Below are 17,237 nucleotides of genomic sequence, written 5' to 3'. Positions count from 1 at the left end.
CTCCCCCATCCCTACATGCGGTGAAGCCAAGCGAACACGACAAGAGCGCCACCACTAAGCCAAGCCAGATTGTGCAGCCATTGTCGCATTAGTTGACGCCGCGGTTTGGCAATCGAAAATTCGGCACGCTGAATTCGCTCGTGCAACACATCGACAAAGAGCACACCGTGGATACCAAGAATCACGGCAAGAGGAAAATATCGATCATTCACTTCAGTTTCTGGTACCTTCTCAAGCGTTACAAACACAGCATACTCGCGTCCGTTTTTACGCGCAATGAAGTCGGCGCTCATGGAATAACTCCATTGTGAATCGTCAACCCAACCAACGTATTCCGCCTTGCCTTCGATCCGCAGAATATCGTACCCGTTCTCTTCAAGCCACTTGCGCGCAACCGATTTCAGGCCATCGACACCAACTTCGCGATCGCGATAGAGCCATTCGCGACATAAGGAGCGAATGACGATACCCACACAGATACACGCCGCCAGCAAAGCCAAGCCCGTCAGCATGTGACAGCCAACTCCCAACCGTCACTCAGATTTATGGCTGGTCACCCTGGCTCCCTTCCGTCGCCTCCTACAGCGTGCCATGCAGAATCGACGAGGTCAGAACAGCGCGATCTCCATGTAGCGGTTTGCTCTGGATTCGGAAACATTCTCCACCATGCAAGAAATTCAATATTTCCGTCGCCACCTGAAATTGGCGAGTAATCGAGCCCCCAGCAGGACCAGCCGAGTGTTGTGACATGATCCAGCATGTCCAACAACACGTCGAGATGAACCTGTTTGTCTCGGACAATACCACCCTTGCCGACTCTCCCCCTGCCTGCTTCAAATTGTGGCTTAATCAGACTGACAATGTCAGAAACAGGATTACACACCTCTGCTAACTTCGGAAATAGCAATTTCGTCGAGATGAACGAGACGTCCATCACAGCCAAATCTGGAGTCGGATCGAATAACGCTGGATCGGCATGGCGAAAATTGAATCGCTCCATCACGCGGACGCGATCGTCTTGGCGCAACGACCACGCCAATTGCCCATATCCGACGTCGACTGCATAAACCAAGCGCGCCCCGTGCTGCAAGAGACAATCTGTGAAGCCACCCGTCGAGGCTCCAACATCGATAGCGACGCGATCCACCACAGGTATGCCAAATGTCGTCAACGCCCGTTCCAGCTTCAACCCACCGCGCGACACAAATTGATGCGGTGGCCGCTTCACCGTAACCTGCCGTTCCGGGTTAATTTGCGTCCCCGGCTTTTCGACACGCACGCCATCGACATCGACAAGACCGGCCATCACAGCCCGGCGCGCCGCCTCGCGGCTTGGAAAGTCACCCCGTTCATGTAAAAAGACGTCCAACCGAACCTTGGTCATGCTGTCTTCCTTTCTTGCCTCACGTCCGATTTGTCCGCCGCAGCCGAGCCGGATTGCGCCCGACAAGAGCGACTGTCTCCCACACACGTGCGGCAAATAGGATAATTGGCGTCGGTGAGTGAATAGCCACGGTCTTTCCCACGGCCTTGCCTCCGACCGTCAGCGCAGTAATGACAGCCGTAATTCCAATTTTCCACGCTTCCTGCGCCCACCCCTGAGCGTGCACAGCAAGTAATACCTGCACGCTGACAGCCAGTGCGCCAGCCCCGCTCAAAACGCCCGCGATATCGCCAATCACATCACTGCAGACGCTCGAAACTTTTTCTGCGTTGCGTACAATGGCGATGGCACGACGGGCACCGTAAACCCGCTTAGATGCCATCGCGTGGAACGGCGTCTCCCGCGCCGCAGCTGCCGCCATACCAAGCATGTCGAACAAGGCGCCGATACAAACGATGAGCAGTACGATCACGGCTCCGATATACCAACTCGTCTGATTTAAAAAGATCGTAGATGTATCGAAAACCGCACTGATGGGCAAAGTCAGTGCGGCGATAGTCCAAACAAATTTGAAATTGGCTGACCTCGAATCGTTCTTCTTCATCGAAACCTCGCTTAAAGCTGGGTTCTCACGCACTTATGTAATGAAAATCAAAGGGTGGCAGTTTCCTGAGTAAACGCTGTGGCTTAGGTCCAGTAGGTTTTCCCAAGCGTTCACCGAGACGTCGCCGTCACGGTGGTTTCCCATTATGAACACCTTGACAGCGTCACCGACTGTCAGACTGGATTACCACTTAGTCCACACTATAATCCTCAGAAAACCTCGCCTTGTAGCGAACAGTCTAGGCGTTTTCCGCAACAGCCGCGAACGCGCCCTAGCCTCTTTTGCAGTACGGATTTCACCCAGCACCGGCGGCATCTCCGTGGCCGCGGGACGCCGCCTGAATTCCTGGGATCCTTCAGCACCACTTCAAGGCAGGCTACACTGCACACAGATTGCCTCCGCATGCAGGTTCATACCCCAAGCCATAACCCTTCCCATGGATTGCGAGCTACGCACTTGGGCCTCCGCGAAAGCTGGGTTAGTCTCCGCATGCCATTGCGGGCTACCCAACTTTCTTAACTCCCAGCATAAGCCCAGGGCTGGGCGCCCCAAGCCAACACCAGGAACTTCATCGATGTGCCCTTTGACGGATTTTTAGCCCCGCCTTCAGGCGCGGACGGCTGACTAGAATACTGCGCCACCCAATGACATTCGCAAGCACTTGTCGTAGACCGAAAGCGACTTTACGTGTTTGTATTATATCACATCATAAGGCCAATACCTGTAGTCGTCTTCTGGAGTGTTACGCAAATCTGAGATGAGACGGCAACTGTTGGCGTTTCACAGTGTCAATGGGATCGAACGAGTACAAGCGATTGTAGTTCCCCTAAGTACGGAGAATGAATCCCACACCTGTTCAATGCTTCTTGCCCGCGGGCGATGGTCTCCTCAGCAAGGCGACGGGTTTCCTCAATTCCTATGAACCGCGGATAGGTCAGCTTGCCTTCCGCCTCGTCCTTGCCGGCAGTCTTGCCCAATTCGGAAGTTGAACCCACGACATCCAACACATCGTCAACCATTTGAAACGCGAGTCCCAAAGCCTCTCCATAGGTCGACAGGGCTTCCTGTGCTTTTGCATCCAAATCGGGAAACAAACTTCCGATTTCCACTGCAGCCTGAATCAAGCGCGCAGTCTTGTGAAGATGAATAAACTGAACGTCCGTTAACGTCCCCTGCCCACCGGTTCGCTCGACGTCGACCGCCTGTCCTCCGACCATACCGTCTGCTCCCGCACGCGAAGCCAGGATTTGAATCATACGCAACTGTCGCTCAGCAGGAACTTCTGGTATCGGCCTGGCCAATAGGGCAAACGCTTCAGTGAGTAACCCATCGCCTGCGAGCAATGCCATGGCCTCGCCGAATACCACATGGTTGGTTGGCTGTCCACGTCGCAAACTGTCGTCGTCCATACAAGGCAAATCGTCGTGAATCAACGAATAGCAGTGTATCATCTCCAAAGCCGCCGCTGCCGGCAACACACGTTGGCGTTCCACGCCAAACGTCTGCGCCGTCGCCATCAGTAACGCCGGGCGGAGACGCTTGCCATCTGCCATCAAACTGTAATTCATCGCTTCATACAAACGCGTCGCCAGACCGTCCGTGTGAAGAAGACCTTGCAAATATGCTTGTAACTCTGTCTTGCAGGATTCCAAATAGGACCCCATGTCGATCACGCCCTTTCCTCGCCTGCAGGTGTTTCTTCCACCGCATCGAGGGTAAGCTGCTCCAACTGGAACTCCGCTTTGTCTAACTGTTCACGGCAGAAGGCAACCAATCGCATCGATTCCTCGTACGCGCTTATCGATGCGTCGAGCGGCAAATCGCCGGCCTCCAACTTGCGTACGATTTCTTCAAGTCTTTGCATCGCTTGTTCAAATGTCAAGTCTGATTTGCTCGTTTCGTTCCCGTTTTCTACCATGCCGTTTCACCTCCGCTTGGACGATTCCATCGGCTACCTGGATTTGAATGTCTCTGCCCGGCGCCAGTTGTTCGACGCTCGCCAGCACCTGACGACCGGCTTCATCGAGTACCAAACTATAGCCGCGCCGCAAGACCGCCAAAGGATTTAACGCCTCAAGAGCCGCAATTGTTCTGTCGAGATCGGCCTGTGACCGCGCGATGCGCGCCCGCAAAACCTCGCCTAGTCGACTTTCCAAACGCTCAATGCGATGGCGAGACGCCCCAACACCATGTCGCAAATCGACCCGATGCAGGCGGCGTTCAAGCTCGTCGAGGCGCCGCCGCGCTTGCACCGTCGGGCGCCGAAACGACTCGCGCAGCCTGCCTTCCAAAAAGTCAACGGCCTGGCGCTGAGGCATCAGCAGACGATCGGGGAAGCGAAACAGCGGTCGATTTTCGAACTGTTGCAACGTTCTGCGATACAACTGTACCTTTGACGCAACGGCTGCCTGCGAACGCGCCAACGCCTGCGACAGTTGCAACTGTAAATCTCGTCGGTGCGGCGCCACCAACTCCGCCGCCGCGGTCGGTGTCGCCGCGCGGACATCTGCGACATAGTCGCAAATGGTGACATCCGTTTCATGCCCGACCGCGGAGACAATCGGAACTGGAGACCGAGCGACGGCACGAGCCACCTCTTCTTCATTGAATGGCCAGAGTTCTTCGAGCGATCCACCGCCGCGCCCCACGATGATGACATCTACCGGCTCCGACAACTGCCATAGTCGTTCTAAAGCCGCGACAATCGTACGGGCCGCGGTAACGCCCTGGACCTGGGCTGGTGCCAAAATCACACGGGCCAGCGGATAGCGGCGCTCCAGTGTCGTACAAATATCGCGTATCACTGCACCCGTTGCGGAAGTTACAACGCCGATCCGCTTAGGATATGCTGGTAGCTTCCGCTTTCGCTCGGCGGCGAATAAGCCTTCCGCTTGCAGTTGATTCCTTAATTGCTCAAACCGAACATATAACGCCCCGATGCCATCAGGCTGCAAATCGTCCACATACAACTGATACTGACCATCGCGATCGAAAACGCTGACCGTGCCCAGTGCGATGACTCGCATGCCATCTTCCGGCTTAAATCGCAACCTACGGTTCCTTCCGGCAAACATCACGGCTCGAATGCGGCTGGTTTCGTCCTTTAAAGTAAAGTACATATGGCCGCTAGAATGGTGTTTGAAATTAGAAATTTCCCCTGCCACGTAACACTGTGCAAAAGTTGGGTCCGTCTCAATCCGGCGCTTAATTCGCAGGTTGAGCTCAGTAACCGTAAAAACCGTCGCTGACGAGGGCGATCGCGCTGCTTCACTCATCAACGTCCCCCCTCATTCCACGCCTCTGCTCGCAGAGGGAAACCGCATTGGCGACGAGCATGGCTACCGTCATCGGTCCGACGCCGCCCGGGACCGGCGTGATGGCACTGACCAGAGGCGCGACTTGCGCAAAGTCGACATCGCCAATTAAGCGGCCATCGACGCGATTCATCCCAACATCAATCACGGTCGCTCCTGGTTTTACATGCTCTTTACCGATGAGATGCGGTGCACCTGCAGCCACGACAAGTATATCTGCTTGTCTCGTGTAGGTTGGCAAGTTAACGGTCTGACGATGGCATTGTACCACGGTGGCACCACGCGACAATAGCCATTGCGCTGTGGGCCAGCCAACCAACCGACTACGACCGACGACGACCGCCGTTTGACCCGCAATGGGTACACCCGTGGAATCCAAGAGCCGCGCAATGCCTGCTGCCGTACAAGGCCAAACCGACGGGGCGCCCCGGCTGGTCAGTCCAAGATTGGCCGGGTGCAGACCGTCGACGTCCTTTTCCGGCGCAATGGCCTCCAGCACGCGATCCGCGTTCAAATGCGGAGGCAACGGCAGTTGAACGAGAATGGCATCCACGCTGTCATCCTCGTTCAGCTGCCCAATGAGCCGAAGCAACTCGGATTCTTTTACATCGCCGGGCAATTCGCGAATCACTGCATGCAGTCCCAAATCCATGGCCAATTTGCGTTTGCTGCGCACATATGAGGCCGAAGCTGCATCATCCCCGACGAGGACAAGCGTTAAACCAGGCACAACGCCTTGCTCGCGCAAGCGTCGTACGCGTTCTCCCACATCTCGCTTCACTTCAGCTGCGACCTGTTTACCATCGATGATTTGCGTCACATGTCACACCTCCATCCGACACCTGACATGTACAATTTCGGAAACGAGCAGGGGCCGTCTCACCCGATCACGCATTCGAGCAAGACAGCCCACTCTCGTTTTAGCGACTCATGCTTGTGCTGTGACCCGGGAACAACTTGGCCTGCGGGTCGATAAACGTCTTGGCATTGTTGACTGCCGTCGGTGCTTCTCCAAAGCCAGTCGCGATGAGCTTCAGTTTACCAGGATAGGTGACCACATCGCCGGCCGCGTATACACCCGGAATGTTTGTCTCCATTTTCGAATTGACGACGATGTCGTTCTTCTCGATTTCAAGCCCCCACTCTTTAATCGGTCCGAGCGAAGCGGTAAATCCGAGGCCGCTGACAATCGCATCAACTTCGATGGTCTCTGTCTGCTTCGTCTGGTTATTCACAATTACCGCGCGCTCTACCCAGTTGCCGCCTTGCACGTCGGACAGTTCGTAGAACGTCTTAATCTGGATGCGCGACTCGTAAAGCTGCCGCACACTTTCTTCGTGTGCGCGAAACTGATCCCGGCGGTGAATCAACGTGACAGAGGCGGCTACTTCTTCGAGCATTAGCGCGTAATCCACCGCAGAGTCGCCGCCACCAATGACCAGCACGTTTTTGCCGCGGTAGTTTTCGACTTTATCAATATAATAGGCAACGCCACGGCCCTCAAAATCCTTAGCTGTCGGAGCCGGCAGAGGCCTTGGTGAAAAAGCACCAATACCTGCGCAAATGATGACCGCACGACCGATATGCACAGATTTGTCCGTGTGCAGTTCGAACAAACCATCTTCACGACGAACGAGGGTTTGAACCGACTCGTTTAGGTGGATACCCGGATTGCGCTCCATCGCTTGTTCAATCAGTTGATCGACAAGTTGACGAGCGCGAATTTTCGGAAATCCAGCGACATCGTAAATAAATTTTTCAGGATACAACGTAGCCAACTGCCCACCCAGTTCCGGCAGGCTATCGATAATTTTGCATGAACAATTGCGCATACCGCAATAAAATGCCGCAAACAGTCCGGTTGGACCGCCGCCGATGATCAGCATGTCTGTGACGTTTTCTTGGACGAAAGCCTGATTTGACAACGTGAAACCTCCTTAGTCAACGTAAAAACACACTTGCGCTCATTATACAAGAGACAGAAAAAAAAGACTACGAAAACCTATGTGTTTTGTCGACAATTCGGTCTTTGCCAACTTGTTTACCCGGTTTTTTATGCATGAATTCGCCAATATCCGATTTGCGCTACCCCAAGCGCATTGTCGCGCGCAAAGAGAGCCGGCGCAAACGCGATATGCACGTTCCGCAAACGCCTCCCCAGCCGAGCGGCGACCTCTCGTTGAATCTCTTGGTTTGCGGCGACTCCTCCAGCGATGAGTACATGATCGAGTGGATCGCGATGTGTCCGTATCACATATTCGACGGATTTGGTAAGTGCGCGAGCAATACACGACTGCACAGCGCGAGCTACGACTGGACCGGGTACTCCCTGCTCAATGGCCGTGAGCGCCTTCGTCAACGGCCCGGAAAAACTCATTCTGGCACCGCGCACAGGTGCCGGCAACTCGAGTTGCTCGGTCGACTGAAGATCAACTCGACTCAACGCCTCAAGATGTGGACCGGCTGGGAAAGGCAATCCGAGGGCCACGCCGACGCGATCGACAAACTGTCCCACATGTAGATCCGCCCCTTCGCCGACTCGGACAATTTGATAGCCAAAGGGGGTACGCTTGGCAACCATGACATCACACGTTCCACCAGAAATATGGATAGCTACGAATGGAGTTGGTGGCATTGGCTCAAAATATTCGGCCGCCGCCAGGTGACCTTCCTGATGGGACGTGCGTGTCATGGGAATGGAAAGCATCTGGGCAATGGTAAGCCCAAAAGAAGCACCTGCGTGAAAGGCTGGCATGTAGGAAGTCGCCCAGGGTCGCGGCCGCACACTGGCTGCAACATGCACAAAACGCGGCTCTATCCCGTCACGAGTGAGTTGATCCTGCAAGGACGCCATCATTTTGGGCAGATTTTGCACGTGTTGAAATACGGCTTCGGACTGGCGCAGACCCTTCGCGCCATTCGCGACACGTAAAAGCGTTCTGGCTTCGGCGAGCATTTTTCCATCCTGGGCATCGATAGCACACAAAGATGTCGTATAGTTGCTCGTATCGATGCCAAGCACGCACGCTACTTTACGACGGCTCGCCATCTACCGGTTCGACCTCCACATCAGAAACCTCTTGCACAGGTACATCACGTTCTCGCGCAATGGTCGGCAACACTTTCGCAAGAACACCATTGACAAACTTCCCTGACTGCTCCGTCGCGTACCTTTTCGCTAAGCGAACTGCCTCATTGATAGCACTTGCCATCGGAATCTCTGGCTCATGCATCAACTCAAACACAGCGAGCCGCAACACGTTTCTCTCCACGCGCCCGATCCGCTCCGGCGACCAACGGTCCATACTTCCGGCAAGAACGCCATCGATCTCATCCAAGTGCTCCATGACGCCTCGTACAAGCCTCGTCATATAGTCCACATCGGCGTCTGTATAGGACTTGTCCTCCAAAACAAACGAAACGGCGTCGATCACGCCGCTATCGCTCAGGTCAATTTGATACAAAGCCTGCAAGGCACACTCTCTAGCTTCATGTCGAGTCAAGCAAGTCACTCCGTATATCGATCTGAAAGTAGTTTATCCAAAAGTTCGCGCCATGATTGATTCTCTTCGAGCACGCGACCAACCATGTAACCAATTGCAGCGAGTACCGCCAGCAACAGCGTGCGCCAGAAACCGAACAGAAGCCACAAAATCCAAAGCACAACCCCTACGAGCAGGCCGTGATAGCGCCGGGGCCAAGCCCGAAATGCCGCAATCGCGCGACGCAACGCGTTCATACGCCGCTCCACGCCTTACCTGAACGCGCACCGGCAGCCAACTCCGTCACATGCACGAGTACGCGCTCGACCACGACGCCCGTCGCCCGCTCGACATATTCTTTCACGGCTGTCTGCGCATCCCGGCTCAACTGCGCAATATCGACGTCAGGCAACACCTGCATCCGCACCAGAATCAGGATTCCCTCCTGCCCCTGGCGAATTCGCGAGTCAAACGACTCCGCACCTTTTAGTTGCGACCCCCGACGATTGGCGAGTTGGCGCAAGGTATCATAAGAAATCCGGATTTGGCCATGATCCCCCGTCAGCGCAACGTACTCCGCCGTCTGCATACGCGATAGTCGATAAAACAAAAAACGGAGCGACAAAAGGGCTGCCACGGCTCCGACGACAATTGCCACCATGTTATAGGGCACGGTCAATAACTCCGTACTCACCCACGTGACGGAGATCACGTTGGCGCCGACCAAGGCCAGCACCACGCCAACAACCAAACCGATTACGGAGAACAAAAACAACAACAAACGATCCAACAGGCTCATGCTATCCCCCCAACGGGTCAGAGGCCCGGACTTCGCTCAGTACTAAGAATTTGATCCGCATCGGCCGTTTTTGCGTCTCCGTCCGATTGAAACGCGACACCTACGACGTGAACGTGAACCGCGACGACCTTTAGACCGGTCATCCCTTCCACCGCCGCTTTGACCCGCTCTTGTATTTGATACCCTGTATCAGGAATGTTTACACCAAACCGGAGCGAAACCGAGACGTCAATCGTACATGCCCGTTCGTTTTCCACGAACTGAACTTTCACGCCCTTCGACAGATTCTTACGACCTGTCAACGATTCCGTCAAACCGCCCGCAAACGAACCGCTCATGCCCGCGACGCCCTCAACCTCGCTTGTCGCAACGCCAGCAATGATTTGCACCACTTCGTCTGCAATATGGACGGAACCTCGATCTGTCAGTTCGTACTCCATGTCAGCCACGCTTATCACACTCCTGATTATCGTTGTCCCTTCATCCTATGACAAGCTTCGCCTAAAGTATGTGATTCTCCTCCAAAAAGCGAGTCGTCACATCCGCACTGCGAAACTTCTCGTTCTGCATCAGGGCGATGTGAAACGGAATGGTTGTACGAACGCCATCGATTTCATACTCGTCCAAAGCCGCGAGCATCCGAGCAATCGCTTGTTCGCGCGTGGGCGCCCAAACGATGAGCTTTGCCACCATTGAATCGTAAAATGGCGGGATTGTATAGCCTTGATAGCATGCTGAATCGACACGAACACCAGGTCCCGACGGGGGTAGATACGTAGTGATGGTTCCGGGAGACGGTGCGAATTGCCGCAATGGATCTTCAGCATTAATTCGACACTCGATTGCATGTCCACGAAGTCTGATGTCCTCCTGGCGCACCGACAACGGCTCGCCGGAAGCCGCGAGAATCATTTCGCGAACGAGATCGACACCGGTAACCCATTCGGTGACTGGATGCTCAACCTGAATACGCGTGTTCATTTCCATGAAATAAAAATCGCCATCGTCGGTATAAATAAACTCAATGGTGCCTGCCCCTACATAGTCGACCGCACGCGCAGCCGCAACCGCAGCCTGCCCCATTCGTTCGCGCACTTCATCGCTCAACACAGGACAAGGAGACTCCTCAACCAATTTCTGCAGACGGCGTTGCACCGAACAATCTCGCTCTCCAAGGTGGATCACATTCCCGTGACGGTCCGCCAAGATTTGAATCTCAACATGCCGCATGCGCTCAATGTACTTCTCAATATAGATGCCACCGTTGCCAAACGACGCCTCCGCCTCGCGACGAGCCGCATCGACCGCCTGCCGCAGGGCTTGTTCATCGCGCACCACGCGGATGCCGCGACCACCGCCGCCAGCCGTCGCCTTGATAATCAGCGGATAGCCTATTGCATTTGCGATATCCAACGCTTCCTGTAGGCTTTCCACAAGCCCATCACTTCCAGGAACCGTTGGCACCCCAGCCTTGCGCATGGTTTCTTTCGCTGCCGACTTGTCACCCATCTGTTCGATGGCCTTCGGACTTGGCCCGATAAACGTGATGCCGCACGCTTCGCATGCCTCAGCAAAATCGCTGTTTTCCGATAAAAAGCCATACCCCGGGTGTACAGCGTCCACTCCGCGCAACGTCGCCACAGAAATTAAACTTGGAATATGTAGATAGCTAAGTTTTGGCGCCGCAGGCCCAATGCAGTACGCCTCGTCGGCGAGACGAACGTGCAAAGCGTCCTGATCTGCCGTCGAATAGACGGCAACCGTCTCGATCCCCAACTCGCGGCAAGCGCGAATGACCCGGACGGCGATCTCGCCCCGATTAGCTACAAGTACACGTTTAAACATACCGCGTTGCCCCTTGTCGAAATCTCAAATGATGTAGAACGGTCCATGCCTCCTACGGTAAGTCCTCAGGCACGGCGAACTTTGAAGAGCGGTTGCCCATACTCAACCAGTTGACCGTTCTCGGCCAAAACCTCTATGACTTCTCCAGACACTTCCGCCTCGATCTCATTCATCAGCTTCATCGCCTCGATAATGCAGACGACGGTCTTGCTCGTCACTTGTGAGCCCACTTCGACGAAAGGCGCCGACTCAGGCGACGGAGCGCGATAAAATGTGCCGACCATCGGCGACGCAATCACGTGAACATCTGCACTTTGCAGTTCCTGTGCTTGCGAGTGAGTCGCCTGCGTGGCGGCGGGGGTCGGCGCCGGCGCAGCCGGAGCAGCCAGGGTCGGCGCGGACTGTACTGGCATGTACGCAACAGCCTCCGGTGCCGCCTTTTTGAGTTGCAGCTTTCCATCTTCAAATTCAATATTGATTTCACTTAAACTACTTTCATCCAAAAGACGAATCAGCTCGTGGATGTCTTCCAATTTCAGCAATTTGTTCTCTCCCCGATCCATATCTCGTAAATGCTCGTCCAAGTATACCATAGCTTTGACCGTACCTCTAGGTTCCCTGAAGATGAAAACAGCCGCCGCATCGGCTTTCGATGCTGGCGGCGCACAAGCACGCTTTACGCATGGGGCTTAACAGAGATGTTCAGAATGGATACGTCGAGTTGCTGACTGACGACATTCATGATTTTGACTGCATCTGCCCGCGAAATGTCTTTAGCCTGAACGTAGACTGTAAAGGTCTTCTGATCCTTGTCCGGCTCAATTACTGCGTTTGCATAGCCTTCTGCCAGGACCGCCTGTGTCGCCTGTTGGAGGCTGTTGTACAGAGATTCTTCATTGCCGAGGGCCTTTTGTGCCTCTGCAATTTGGGATTGTGACGCATTGTTATTGGCAATCACCGACTGATAATTGCTGATGCGCTGACTGATTTGGTTATTGACCAATGTCTGCAACGAGTTATACCAGTTGCCCGTCGAAGTCATACCCGTCTCACTGGAACTGTTGTTGGGTTGGTTGTCCCCCGACTGAGTCTGAGCGCTATTCCCCGTATCTGGAGTCGTTACGACCGTGGTCGTGTTCGAGGTTGTCGGGGTTGTCGTCGTCGGACTTGCTTGATTATTCATGGTGTAGTACCCGATGAGCATCAGCGATAGTACCATCATCGTAGACAACCACACTGTTTGCCGCTTTACCATGCTATACATCCTCCTAATCTAGCGTCTAGTCTCCCTTTTGAGGTTCCACACTAATCTTATATGCAGGCACGTCCAACACATTCGTAATTGCGTCCACGATTTCGGTTTTGGCCGTAAAAAAATTATCCGCAGCGACCGTGACCAGCACTCCGGCGACACCAACCCCGGTGCTGCCGCTGCCGGCGAGGTTGCCTTGATTAGTCAGTACGACCATCACATTGACCGCGCGCACCCCTTGTATCTTGGCGAGTATCGCATCGAGTTCGTCGTCGTAATGCCGCTCGATCGGTGCCGCTGGCAAGGGATCGGACGTATTTGCAGGACTCAATGCATTGGTGAACGAGGTAGACGTTGAAACCGGAAGAGCGCTTGAAGTGTTCGCTGGATGCGCTTGCACCATCGATCCGACAACCAGCATGAGCACACCGACGGCAGCTACGAAAAGCAACCATTTTTGTTTCCAAAGCTGTTGCCAATCCAACCTCATCGCCCTCCATCGTCCACGACAAGCACCTGATCCGATTCAACGCCAAGTGCTTCAGCGATTGTCTGCCCGATCTCGCCGCTCCAGGGTGTCCCGTTTGCTTTGATTGCCACGGTAACGCTGAGCTTCGCAGGATTCATCGCGTTTTCTACTTGCACATTTGTCACATACTTCGTCAAATTCTCCGGTAAAGCCGCCTTTGCTTCCTGTGCCAGATATTTGTCCGCATCCAGGCTCTCCTCCTGATTGAGTGTGGCGGCATACCCACGAGCCGCAGCGGATCCATCGGCCACATTCGTGGCTTGCGTCGCCAACGTGTTACCAAACAAGGCTGCGGAAGCCTGGGTAGCCAACTGCGATGGCCAATTGGATCGCAGCATCGGCACCAAAGGGCTCAGCATGGAGGCGATCATCGCAACGCCCAGTACGCTCCGAACGTATTTCACAAGCGCCCTTGTCGGAAGTAACATTTCGGCAATCCCAGCCAACATGGCAATTGCCACGATTTGTTTCAGCCATTCCCCTAGCGCGGTCACGCGGTCATCACCGCCAGATTCGCCGATGCGAGGAGAATGCAAATAGCGAAGAAAAACATCAGCGCGACGCCCGCGACACAGGCAAAGACAAGTACCATGGTCTTGCCTAAGGCACCCAGACAGGCGACGATGGGTGTCTCGCCAAGGGGTTGCATTAAGGCAGCGCTACCGCCGTACATCGTCGCCACTGCGAGAATCTTTAACGCCGGGAAGACGGCGATGAGCGTGATGATCACTAACCCTGCCACGCCAACCGCGTTCTTCACCAATAGCGAGGCACTCAATACCGTCTCGGCCGCGTCCGAAATCGCTTTGCCCACCACTGGTACGAATGTACTTACCCCAAGTTTCATCGTTCTAAGCACAACACCGTCAACGATGCCTTTACCAGCACCTTGTACGGTTGATATGCCAATGAACACAGCCAATCCAAAGCTGAGTACAGCGACACTGACGGTTCGGATCAATCCCGCCAAGCGAGATAAGGTGTAGCGAACCGATAGGGCACTCGTCAGATCGAGAACAGCGGCAAAAAAGATCAACGGGAAGACCACGTAAAACACCAAGTTGCTGACGAAGTGAACGGTAAATAACAGCATCGGTTGGAAGAAAGCGGCGGATGCAAGCGAGCCAGACGCAGCCAGCAGTGTCACGGTGAGCGGCACGGTTGCAAGCATGAAATGATTCATGGTTTCAATCGCATGGCGCGCTGCACCAATCGTCTCAATGAGCGAGTGGGCGACCAGTGCGATGAGCACAAAACACACGACCATATCGGCCAATTCGCTGATGGACTCCTGCTCGAACGACGTTTGCAAGGTCTTTAACACGGCGCCCGCAACACACAGGATGAGAATGCTACCCAAGAGCCCTGCGTCATCGACTAGTTCCTGAAAAAAATAACGTAAGAGACCGTGTGTCACAGAGGCGAAATTAGGCGGGCCATTGTGCAGGATCGATTTCACCAGACCTGGCCCAGACAGATTCGGCAAGTAACCACCGTACTCATTTAATAGATCCTGCCAGTATTCGTCGATCGTCTGGGTCGGCAAGTGATCCAGTTGCGTCTGCGCCGCCTGTTGTATGGCGCTTTGTGCCTGAGCTTCCGCCTGGGTCAAGGAGGGGGCTGTCGTGTCCGCAAAGGCAATGTTCACTGGAACGATCAGCGCCAGAAAACAGCACACGACGCACGCGCACATCATGACGACGATCCGCCGCACCCCGCTCCCTCCTTCTCACGGCAACAAGTGTACGATGGTCTGCACGACATCCGTGAAAATCGGAAGCGCAAGTACCACAATCCCCACTTTGCCCGCCAGTTCAATCCGCCCGCCAAGCGCTGACTCCCCCGCATCCCTGGCCACCTGCGCCGCAAATTCAACGATATAGGCGATGCCAATAATTTTGAGAACGGTAGTCAAAAACGTCTGGCTTATCTTGGCATCCGTCGCCATGCCGCGTAACTCCTGCACCACACCGGTCAACGAGTGAACGACCATCCACAGCAAGACAGCGCCAGCAAAGATGCTGATAAGTGTCGCAAACTGCGGCGAATGTTGCCGCAAAATGGTCGCTAGCACCGTGGCGGTTAAGCCAATGCCAACCAATTGGAAGATGTGCATTGGCCTCACCTACTGCAGCAAGAATACACTGGTAATTTCATGATACAAGTGATCGACGTAGCCAATGACGATGGCAAATACAGCAACAAGGCCAGCCAACGTCGCCCAGTGCGCAAAATCCTCTTTGCCGCTTTGCTTAAGCACGGTGTGAAAAATGGCTGCGATAAAGCCTACTGCAAAAATTCGAAAGATGTCCCGAATCTCCGGTGACACCGCGTCGCCCCCCCATCTCCCCATCCACAGGCCAAGTTCCTCCAAACAATATCAATAGAGCAGAATGACAAGCAGAACTCCGGCGAGGACACCAAGATATTGCCAAAGGCGAGCACTTCGCTCAGCCTCTTCCCGCGCCTGTACCTCGGCCTGTTCAAGCGCCTGTGCCGCAAGCTGAAACTGTCCATGTAAGTGCAGCGCATCCATCGTGGCCAAGGATGCTGCCACGCCATCCAACGGATCGAAATCGGACGATCGATACGCACTTTCCGACGCGATGCTCTGTGCTGCGGCGGCAAACGATTCGGCGACACTACGTCCGTCTTCCTGCAGGTGTTTCGCAGCCGTAACAAACCACTTGCCACACGCGCCTCCACTATTCTGACCGACGTCGATAAGGGCTCGTGGTAAGGGTTTGGCATGATACTCCACTTCCGCTTGCAGTTGTTGCACCGCTTGTAAAAGACGGCGCAGTTCGCGTGGGCGCTCCCGATACGCATGTGCCATGCGAAACCCAATGAGCGTGGTCGCAAAGACGATGATCACGGACCCAACTAGTTTCAACACGCGATGCGCCCCCTCAAGTCAACGAACGGCCGTCGCCGTCCAGCACGCACTCGATTGTACCGGGGCCGCGCCGCCGGCTGAGAATGATATAGCGTGCAAACGCGTGCGCTTGAAACAGTTCTTCCATGTGTGGTCGTCTGCGCCAGCCGGCCAGGGAAGAGGCGTGAGCGGTCGTGATGACCGCAACCCCCGCATTGGCCGCCTCGAGTATGGCCTCGACGTCTCCTTGCTTGCCAATTTCGTCGGTGACGACAATATCGGGCGAGAGGCTGCGAATCGCCATGAGTAGCCCTTCGGCTTTCGGGCACCCGTCCAAGACGTCGGTCCGCGGGCCGAGGGCAAACTGTGGACGCCCTTCGAACATGCCTGCAATTTCTGAACGTTCGTCGATGATGACGACTTTGCTGGGAGACCTGCGCCGTGTGACAAGATTTTCGCTCCACTGGCGAGCCATGTCGCGAACCAGCGTCGTTTTCCCGCACTGCGGCGGTGAAATCACCAGGGTCGACAACGGGTGCCCATCTCCGCGATCCGCCAACCACGGCCGCAGGGGTGTCGCCATCCCTGGATAGGCGCGAGCGATGCGAATATTGAGCGATGAGATGCTGCGAATGGAGCGAATGTGTCCGCCATCTGTGACGATACGGCCGGCAACGCCGATGCGATGGCCGCCAGGCAGCGTAATGAACCCCTTGCGCAACTCCTCTTCGACCGCGTACAGAGAAAACTGTGTAACTTGCTGCATGACGTGCTCGAGTGCGGCTTGCGACAGCACGGCAGCAGCTGGCGGCATCAGCGTGAGTCCACCGCCTTGTTTCAGGTACTGACTATTTGTGCCAAACCGTAATTCGATTGGCTGGCCAACCCGCAGGCGAACTTCCTCGAGTTCAGCCAAAATTGTGTCGTCGAGAGCAAGAAGTAAGCGCTGAAGATCGACCGGAAGCACAGCAAGGGCCTGATTCCAGCCACCCGTTTCCTGAGGTCGGAATGGCGGCGGGATCGACATCGTTGTCCACCTCCCATCTACTGCAATATATATGGACAGGGGTACAAGCATATGCGAACAATCGCCGGAAATACGAACGGTTTACCGCTCACTTGCATTGACTAAAGGGAGAAGGTTGGGGAGGTA

The 17,237-nt window shown here is 54.9% G+C and carries 23 protein-coding genes; all 23 read right to left on the bottom strand.

Annotated features, from left to right (window positions below; all coding sequences use genetic code 11):
- Nucleotides 1–11: 11 nt before the first annotated feature.
- Nucleotides 12–512 (bottom strand): hypothetical protein, encoded by a 501-nt coding sequence (locus QMF38_RS05150; RefSeq protein WP_281758845.1) that lies wholly within the window; start codon nucleotides 510–512, stop codon nucleotides 12–14.
- 41 nt (nucleotides 513–553) lie between these two features.
- Nucleotides 554–1,384 carry a TlyA family RNA methyltransferase gene (locus tag QMF38_RS05145; RefSeq protein WP_281758844.1) on the bottom strand — a complete coding sequence of 277 codons (831 nt, stop codon included), beginning with the start codon at nucleotides 1,382–1,384 and terminating at the stop codon, nucleotides 554–556.
- A 19-nt stretch (nucleotides 1,385–1,403) separates the two neighbouring features.
- Nucleotides 1,404–1,988, bottom strand: a complete 585-nt coding sequence (locus QMF38_RS05140) for a CNNM metal transporter family protein (protein ID WP_281758843.1) — start codon at nucleotides 1,986–1,988, stop codon at nucleotides 1,404–1,406.
- A 788-nt stretch (nucleotides 1,989–2,776) separates the two neighbouring features.
- Nucleotides 2,777–3,652: a polyprenyl synthetase family protein gene (locus QMF38_RS05135; protein ID WP_058094640.1), complete on the bottom strand. Its 876-nt coding sequence runs from the start codon at nucleotides 3,650–3,652 to the stop codon at nucleotides 2,777–2,779.
- Between the two features lie 5 nt (nucleotides 3,653–3,657).
- Nucleotides 3,658–3,906 carry an exodeoxyribonuclease VII small subunit gene (gene xseB / locus QMF38_RS05130; RefSeq protein WP_281758842.1) on the bottom strand — a complete coding sequence of 83 codons (249 nt, stop codon included), beginning with the start codon at nucleotides 3,904–3,906 and terminating at the stop codon, nucleotides 3,658–3,660.
- Nucleotides 3,860–5,263 carry an exodeoxyribonuclease VII large subunit gene (gene xseA / locus QMF38_RS05125; RefSeq protein WP_281758841.1) on the bottom strand — a complete coding sequence of 468 codons (1,404 nt, stop codon included), beginning with the start codon at nucleotides 5,261–5,263 and terminating at the stop codon, nucleotides 3,860–3,862. Before xseA ends, xseB begins: the two co-directional genes overlap by 47 nt.
- Nucleotides 5,256–6,122, bottom strand: a complete 867-nt coding sequence (locus tag QMF38_RS05120) for a bifunctional 5,10-methylenetetrahydrofolate dehydrogenase/5,10-methenyltetrahydrofolate cyclohydrolase (protein WP_281758840.1) — start codon at nucleotides 6,120–6,122, stop codon at nucleotides 5,256–5,258. Before QMF38_RS05120 ends, xseA begins: the two co-directional genes overlap by 8 nt.
- 100 nt (nucleotides 6,123–6,222) lie before the next feature.
- The gene (locus QMF38_RS05115) at nucleotides 6,223–7,188 is read right to left on the bottom strand and encodes an NAD(P)/FAD-dependent oxidoreductase (protein ID WP_058094641.1); all 966 of its coding nucleotides are present in this window, start codon (nucleotides 7,186–7,188) and stop codon (nucleotides 6,223–6,225) included.
- 167 nt (nucleotides 7,189–7,355) lie between these two features.
- Nucleotides 7,356–8,351, bottom strand: coding sequence for a peptidase M22 (locus tag QMF38_RS05110; protein WP_281758839.1), 996 nt, complete (start codon nucleotides 8,349–8,351; stop codon nucleotides 7,356–7,358).
- Entirely contained in the window at nucleotides 8,335–8,805 is a 471-nt protein-coding gene (gene nusB / locus QMF38_RS05105) for a transcription antitermination factor NusB (RefSeq protein ID WP_281758838.1), read from the bottom strand. The genes QMF38_RS05110 and nusB overlap by 17 nt, the downstream gene beginning before the upstream one ends.
- Before the next feature lie 5 nt (nucleotides 8,806–8,810).
- The gene (locus tag QMF38_RS05100; RefSeq protein WP_281758837.1) at nucleotides 8,811–9,041 is read right to left on the bottom strand and encodes a DUF2273 domain-containing protein; all 231 of its coding nucleotides are present in this window, start codon (nucleotides 9,039–9,041) and stop codon (nucleotides 8,811–8,813) included.
- A complete protein-coding gene (gene amaP / locus QMF38_RS05095) occupies nucleotides 9,038–9,583 on the bottom strand; it encodes an alkaline shock response membrane anchor protein AmaP (RefSeq protein WP_058094520.1) in 546 nt (181 codons plus the stop codon). The genes QMF38_RS05100 and amaP overlap by 4 nt, the downstream gene beginning before the upstream one ends.
- A gap of 17 nt (nucleotides 9,584–9,600) precedes the next feature.
- Nucleotides 9,601–10,032, bottom strand: coding sequence for an Asp23/Gls24 family envelope stress response protein (locus QMF38_RS05090; RefSeq protein WP_040289235.1), 432 nt, complete (start codon nucleotides 10,030–10,032; stop codon nucleotides 9,601–9,603).
- Nucleotides 10,033–10,084: 52 nt separating this feature from the next.
- Entirely contained in the window at nucleotides 10,085–11,428 is a 1,344-nt protein-coding gene (accC, locus tag QMF38_RS05085; protein ID WP_281758836.1) for an acetyl-CoA carboxylase biotin carboxylase subunit, read from the bottom strand.
- 65 nt (nucleotides 11,429–11,493) lie between these two features.
- The gene (accB, locus tag QMF38_RS05080; RefSeq protein ID WP_281758835.1) at nucleotides 11,494–11,970 is read right to left on the bottom strand and encodes an acetyl-CoA carboxylase biotin carboxyl carrier protein; all 477 of its coding nucleotides are present in this window, start codon (nucleotides 11,968–11,970) and stop codon (nucleotides 11,494–11,496) included.
- A 134-nt stretch (nucleotides 11,971–12,104) separates the two neighbouring features.
- The gene (locus QMF38_RS05075) at nucleotides 12,105–12,683 is read right to left on the bottom strand and encodes a SpoIIIAH-like family protein (RefSeq protein ID WP_281758834.1); all 579 of its coding nucleotides are present in this window, start codon (nucleotides 12,681–12,683) and stop codon (nucleotides 12,105–12,107) included.
- A gap of 25 nt (nucleotides 12,684–12,708) precedes the next feature.
- Nucleotides 12,709–13,170: a hypothetical protein gene (locus tag QMF38_RS05070; protein WP_281758833.1), complete on the bottom strand. Its 462-nt coding sequence runs from the start codon at nucleotides 13,168–13,170 to the stop codon at nucleotides 12,709–12,711.
- The gene (locus QMF38_RS05065) at nucleotides 13,167–13,703 is read right to left on the bottom strand and encodes a stage III sporulation protein AF (RefSeq protein ID WP_058094525.1); all 537 of its coding nucleotides are present in this window, start codon (nucleotides 13,701–13,703) and stop codon (nucleotides 13,167–13,169) included. Before QMF38_RS05065 ends, QMF38_RS05070 begins: the two co-directional genes overlap by 4 nt.
- On the bottom strand, nucleotides 13,700–14,923 hold the full coding sequence (gene spoIIIAE, locus QMF38_RS05060) for a stage III sporulation protein AE (RefSeq protein WP_232302230.1): 1,224 nt from the start codon (nucleotides 14,921–14,923) through the stop codon (nucleotides 13,700–13,702). Before spoIIIAE ends, QMF38_RS05065 begins: the two co-directional genes overlap by 4 nt.
- Before the next feature lie 15 nt (nucleotides 14,924–14,938).
- A complete protein-coding gene (spoIIIAD, locus tag QMF38_RS05055; RefSeq protein ID WP_006446656.1) occupies nucleotides 14,939–15,325 on the bottom strand; it encodes a stage III sporulation protein AD in 387 nt (128 codons plus the stop codon).
- A gap of 9 nt (nucleotides 15,326–15,334) precedes the next feature.
- The gene (spoIIIAC, locus tag QMF38_RS05050; protein WP_040289238.1) at nucleotides 15,335–15,538 is read right to left on the bottom strand and encodes a stage III sporulation protein AC; all 204 of its coding nucleotides are present in this window, start codon (nucleotides 15,536–15,538) and stop codon (nucleotides 15,335–15,337) included.
- Nucleotides 15,539–15,589: 51 nt separating this feature from the next.
- Nucleotides 15,590–16,105, bottom strand: a complete 516-nt coding sequence (locus QMF38_RS05045) for a hypothetical protein (RefSeq protein WP_058094526.1) — start codon at nucleotides 16,103–16,105, stop codon at nucleotides 15,590–15,592.
- 13 nt (nucleotides 16,106–16,118) lie between these two features.
- Nucleotides 16,119–17,111 (bottom strand): stage III sporulation protein AA, encoded by a 993-nt coding sequence (spoIIIAA, locus tag QMF38_RS05040; RefSeq protein ID WP_058094527.1) that lies wholly within the window; start codon nucleotides 17,109–17,111, stop codon nucleotides 16,119–16,121.
- Nucleotides 17,112–17,237 lie beyond the last annotated feature (126 nt).

It is taken from the genome of Alicyclobacillus hesperidum subsp. aegles (assembly GCF_027923525.1).
GTDB classification, from domain to species: Bacteria; Bacillota; Bacilli; order Alicyclobacillales; family Alicyclobacillaceae; genus Alicyclobacillus; species Alicyclobacillus aegles.
This window is presented reverse-complemented; position numbering and strand designations above follow the sequence as displayed.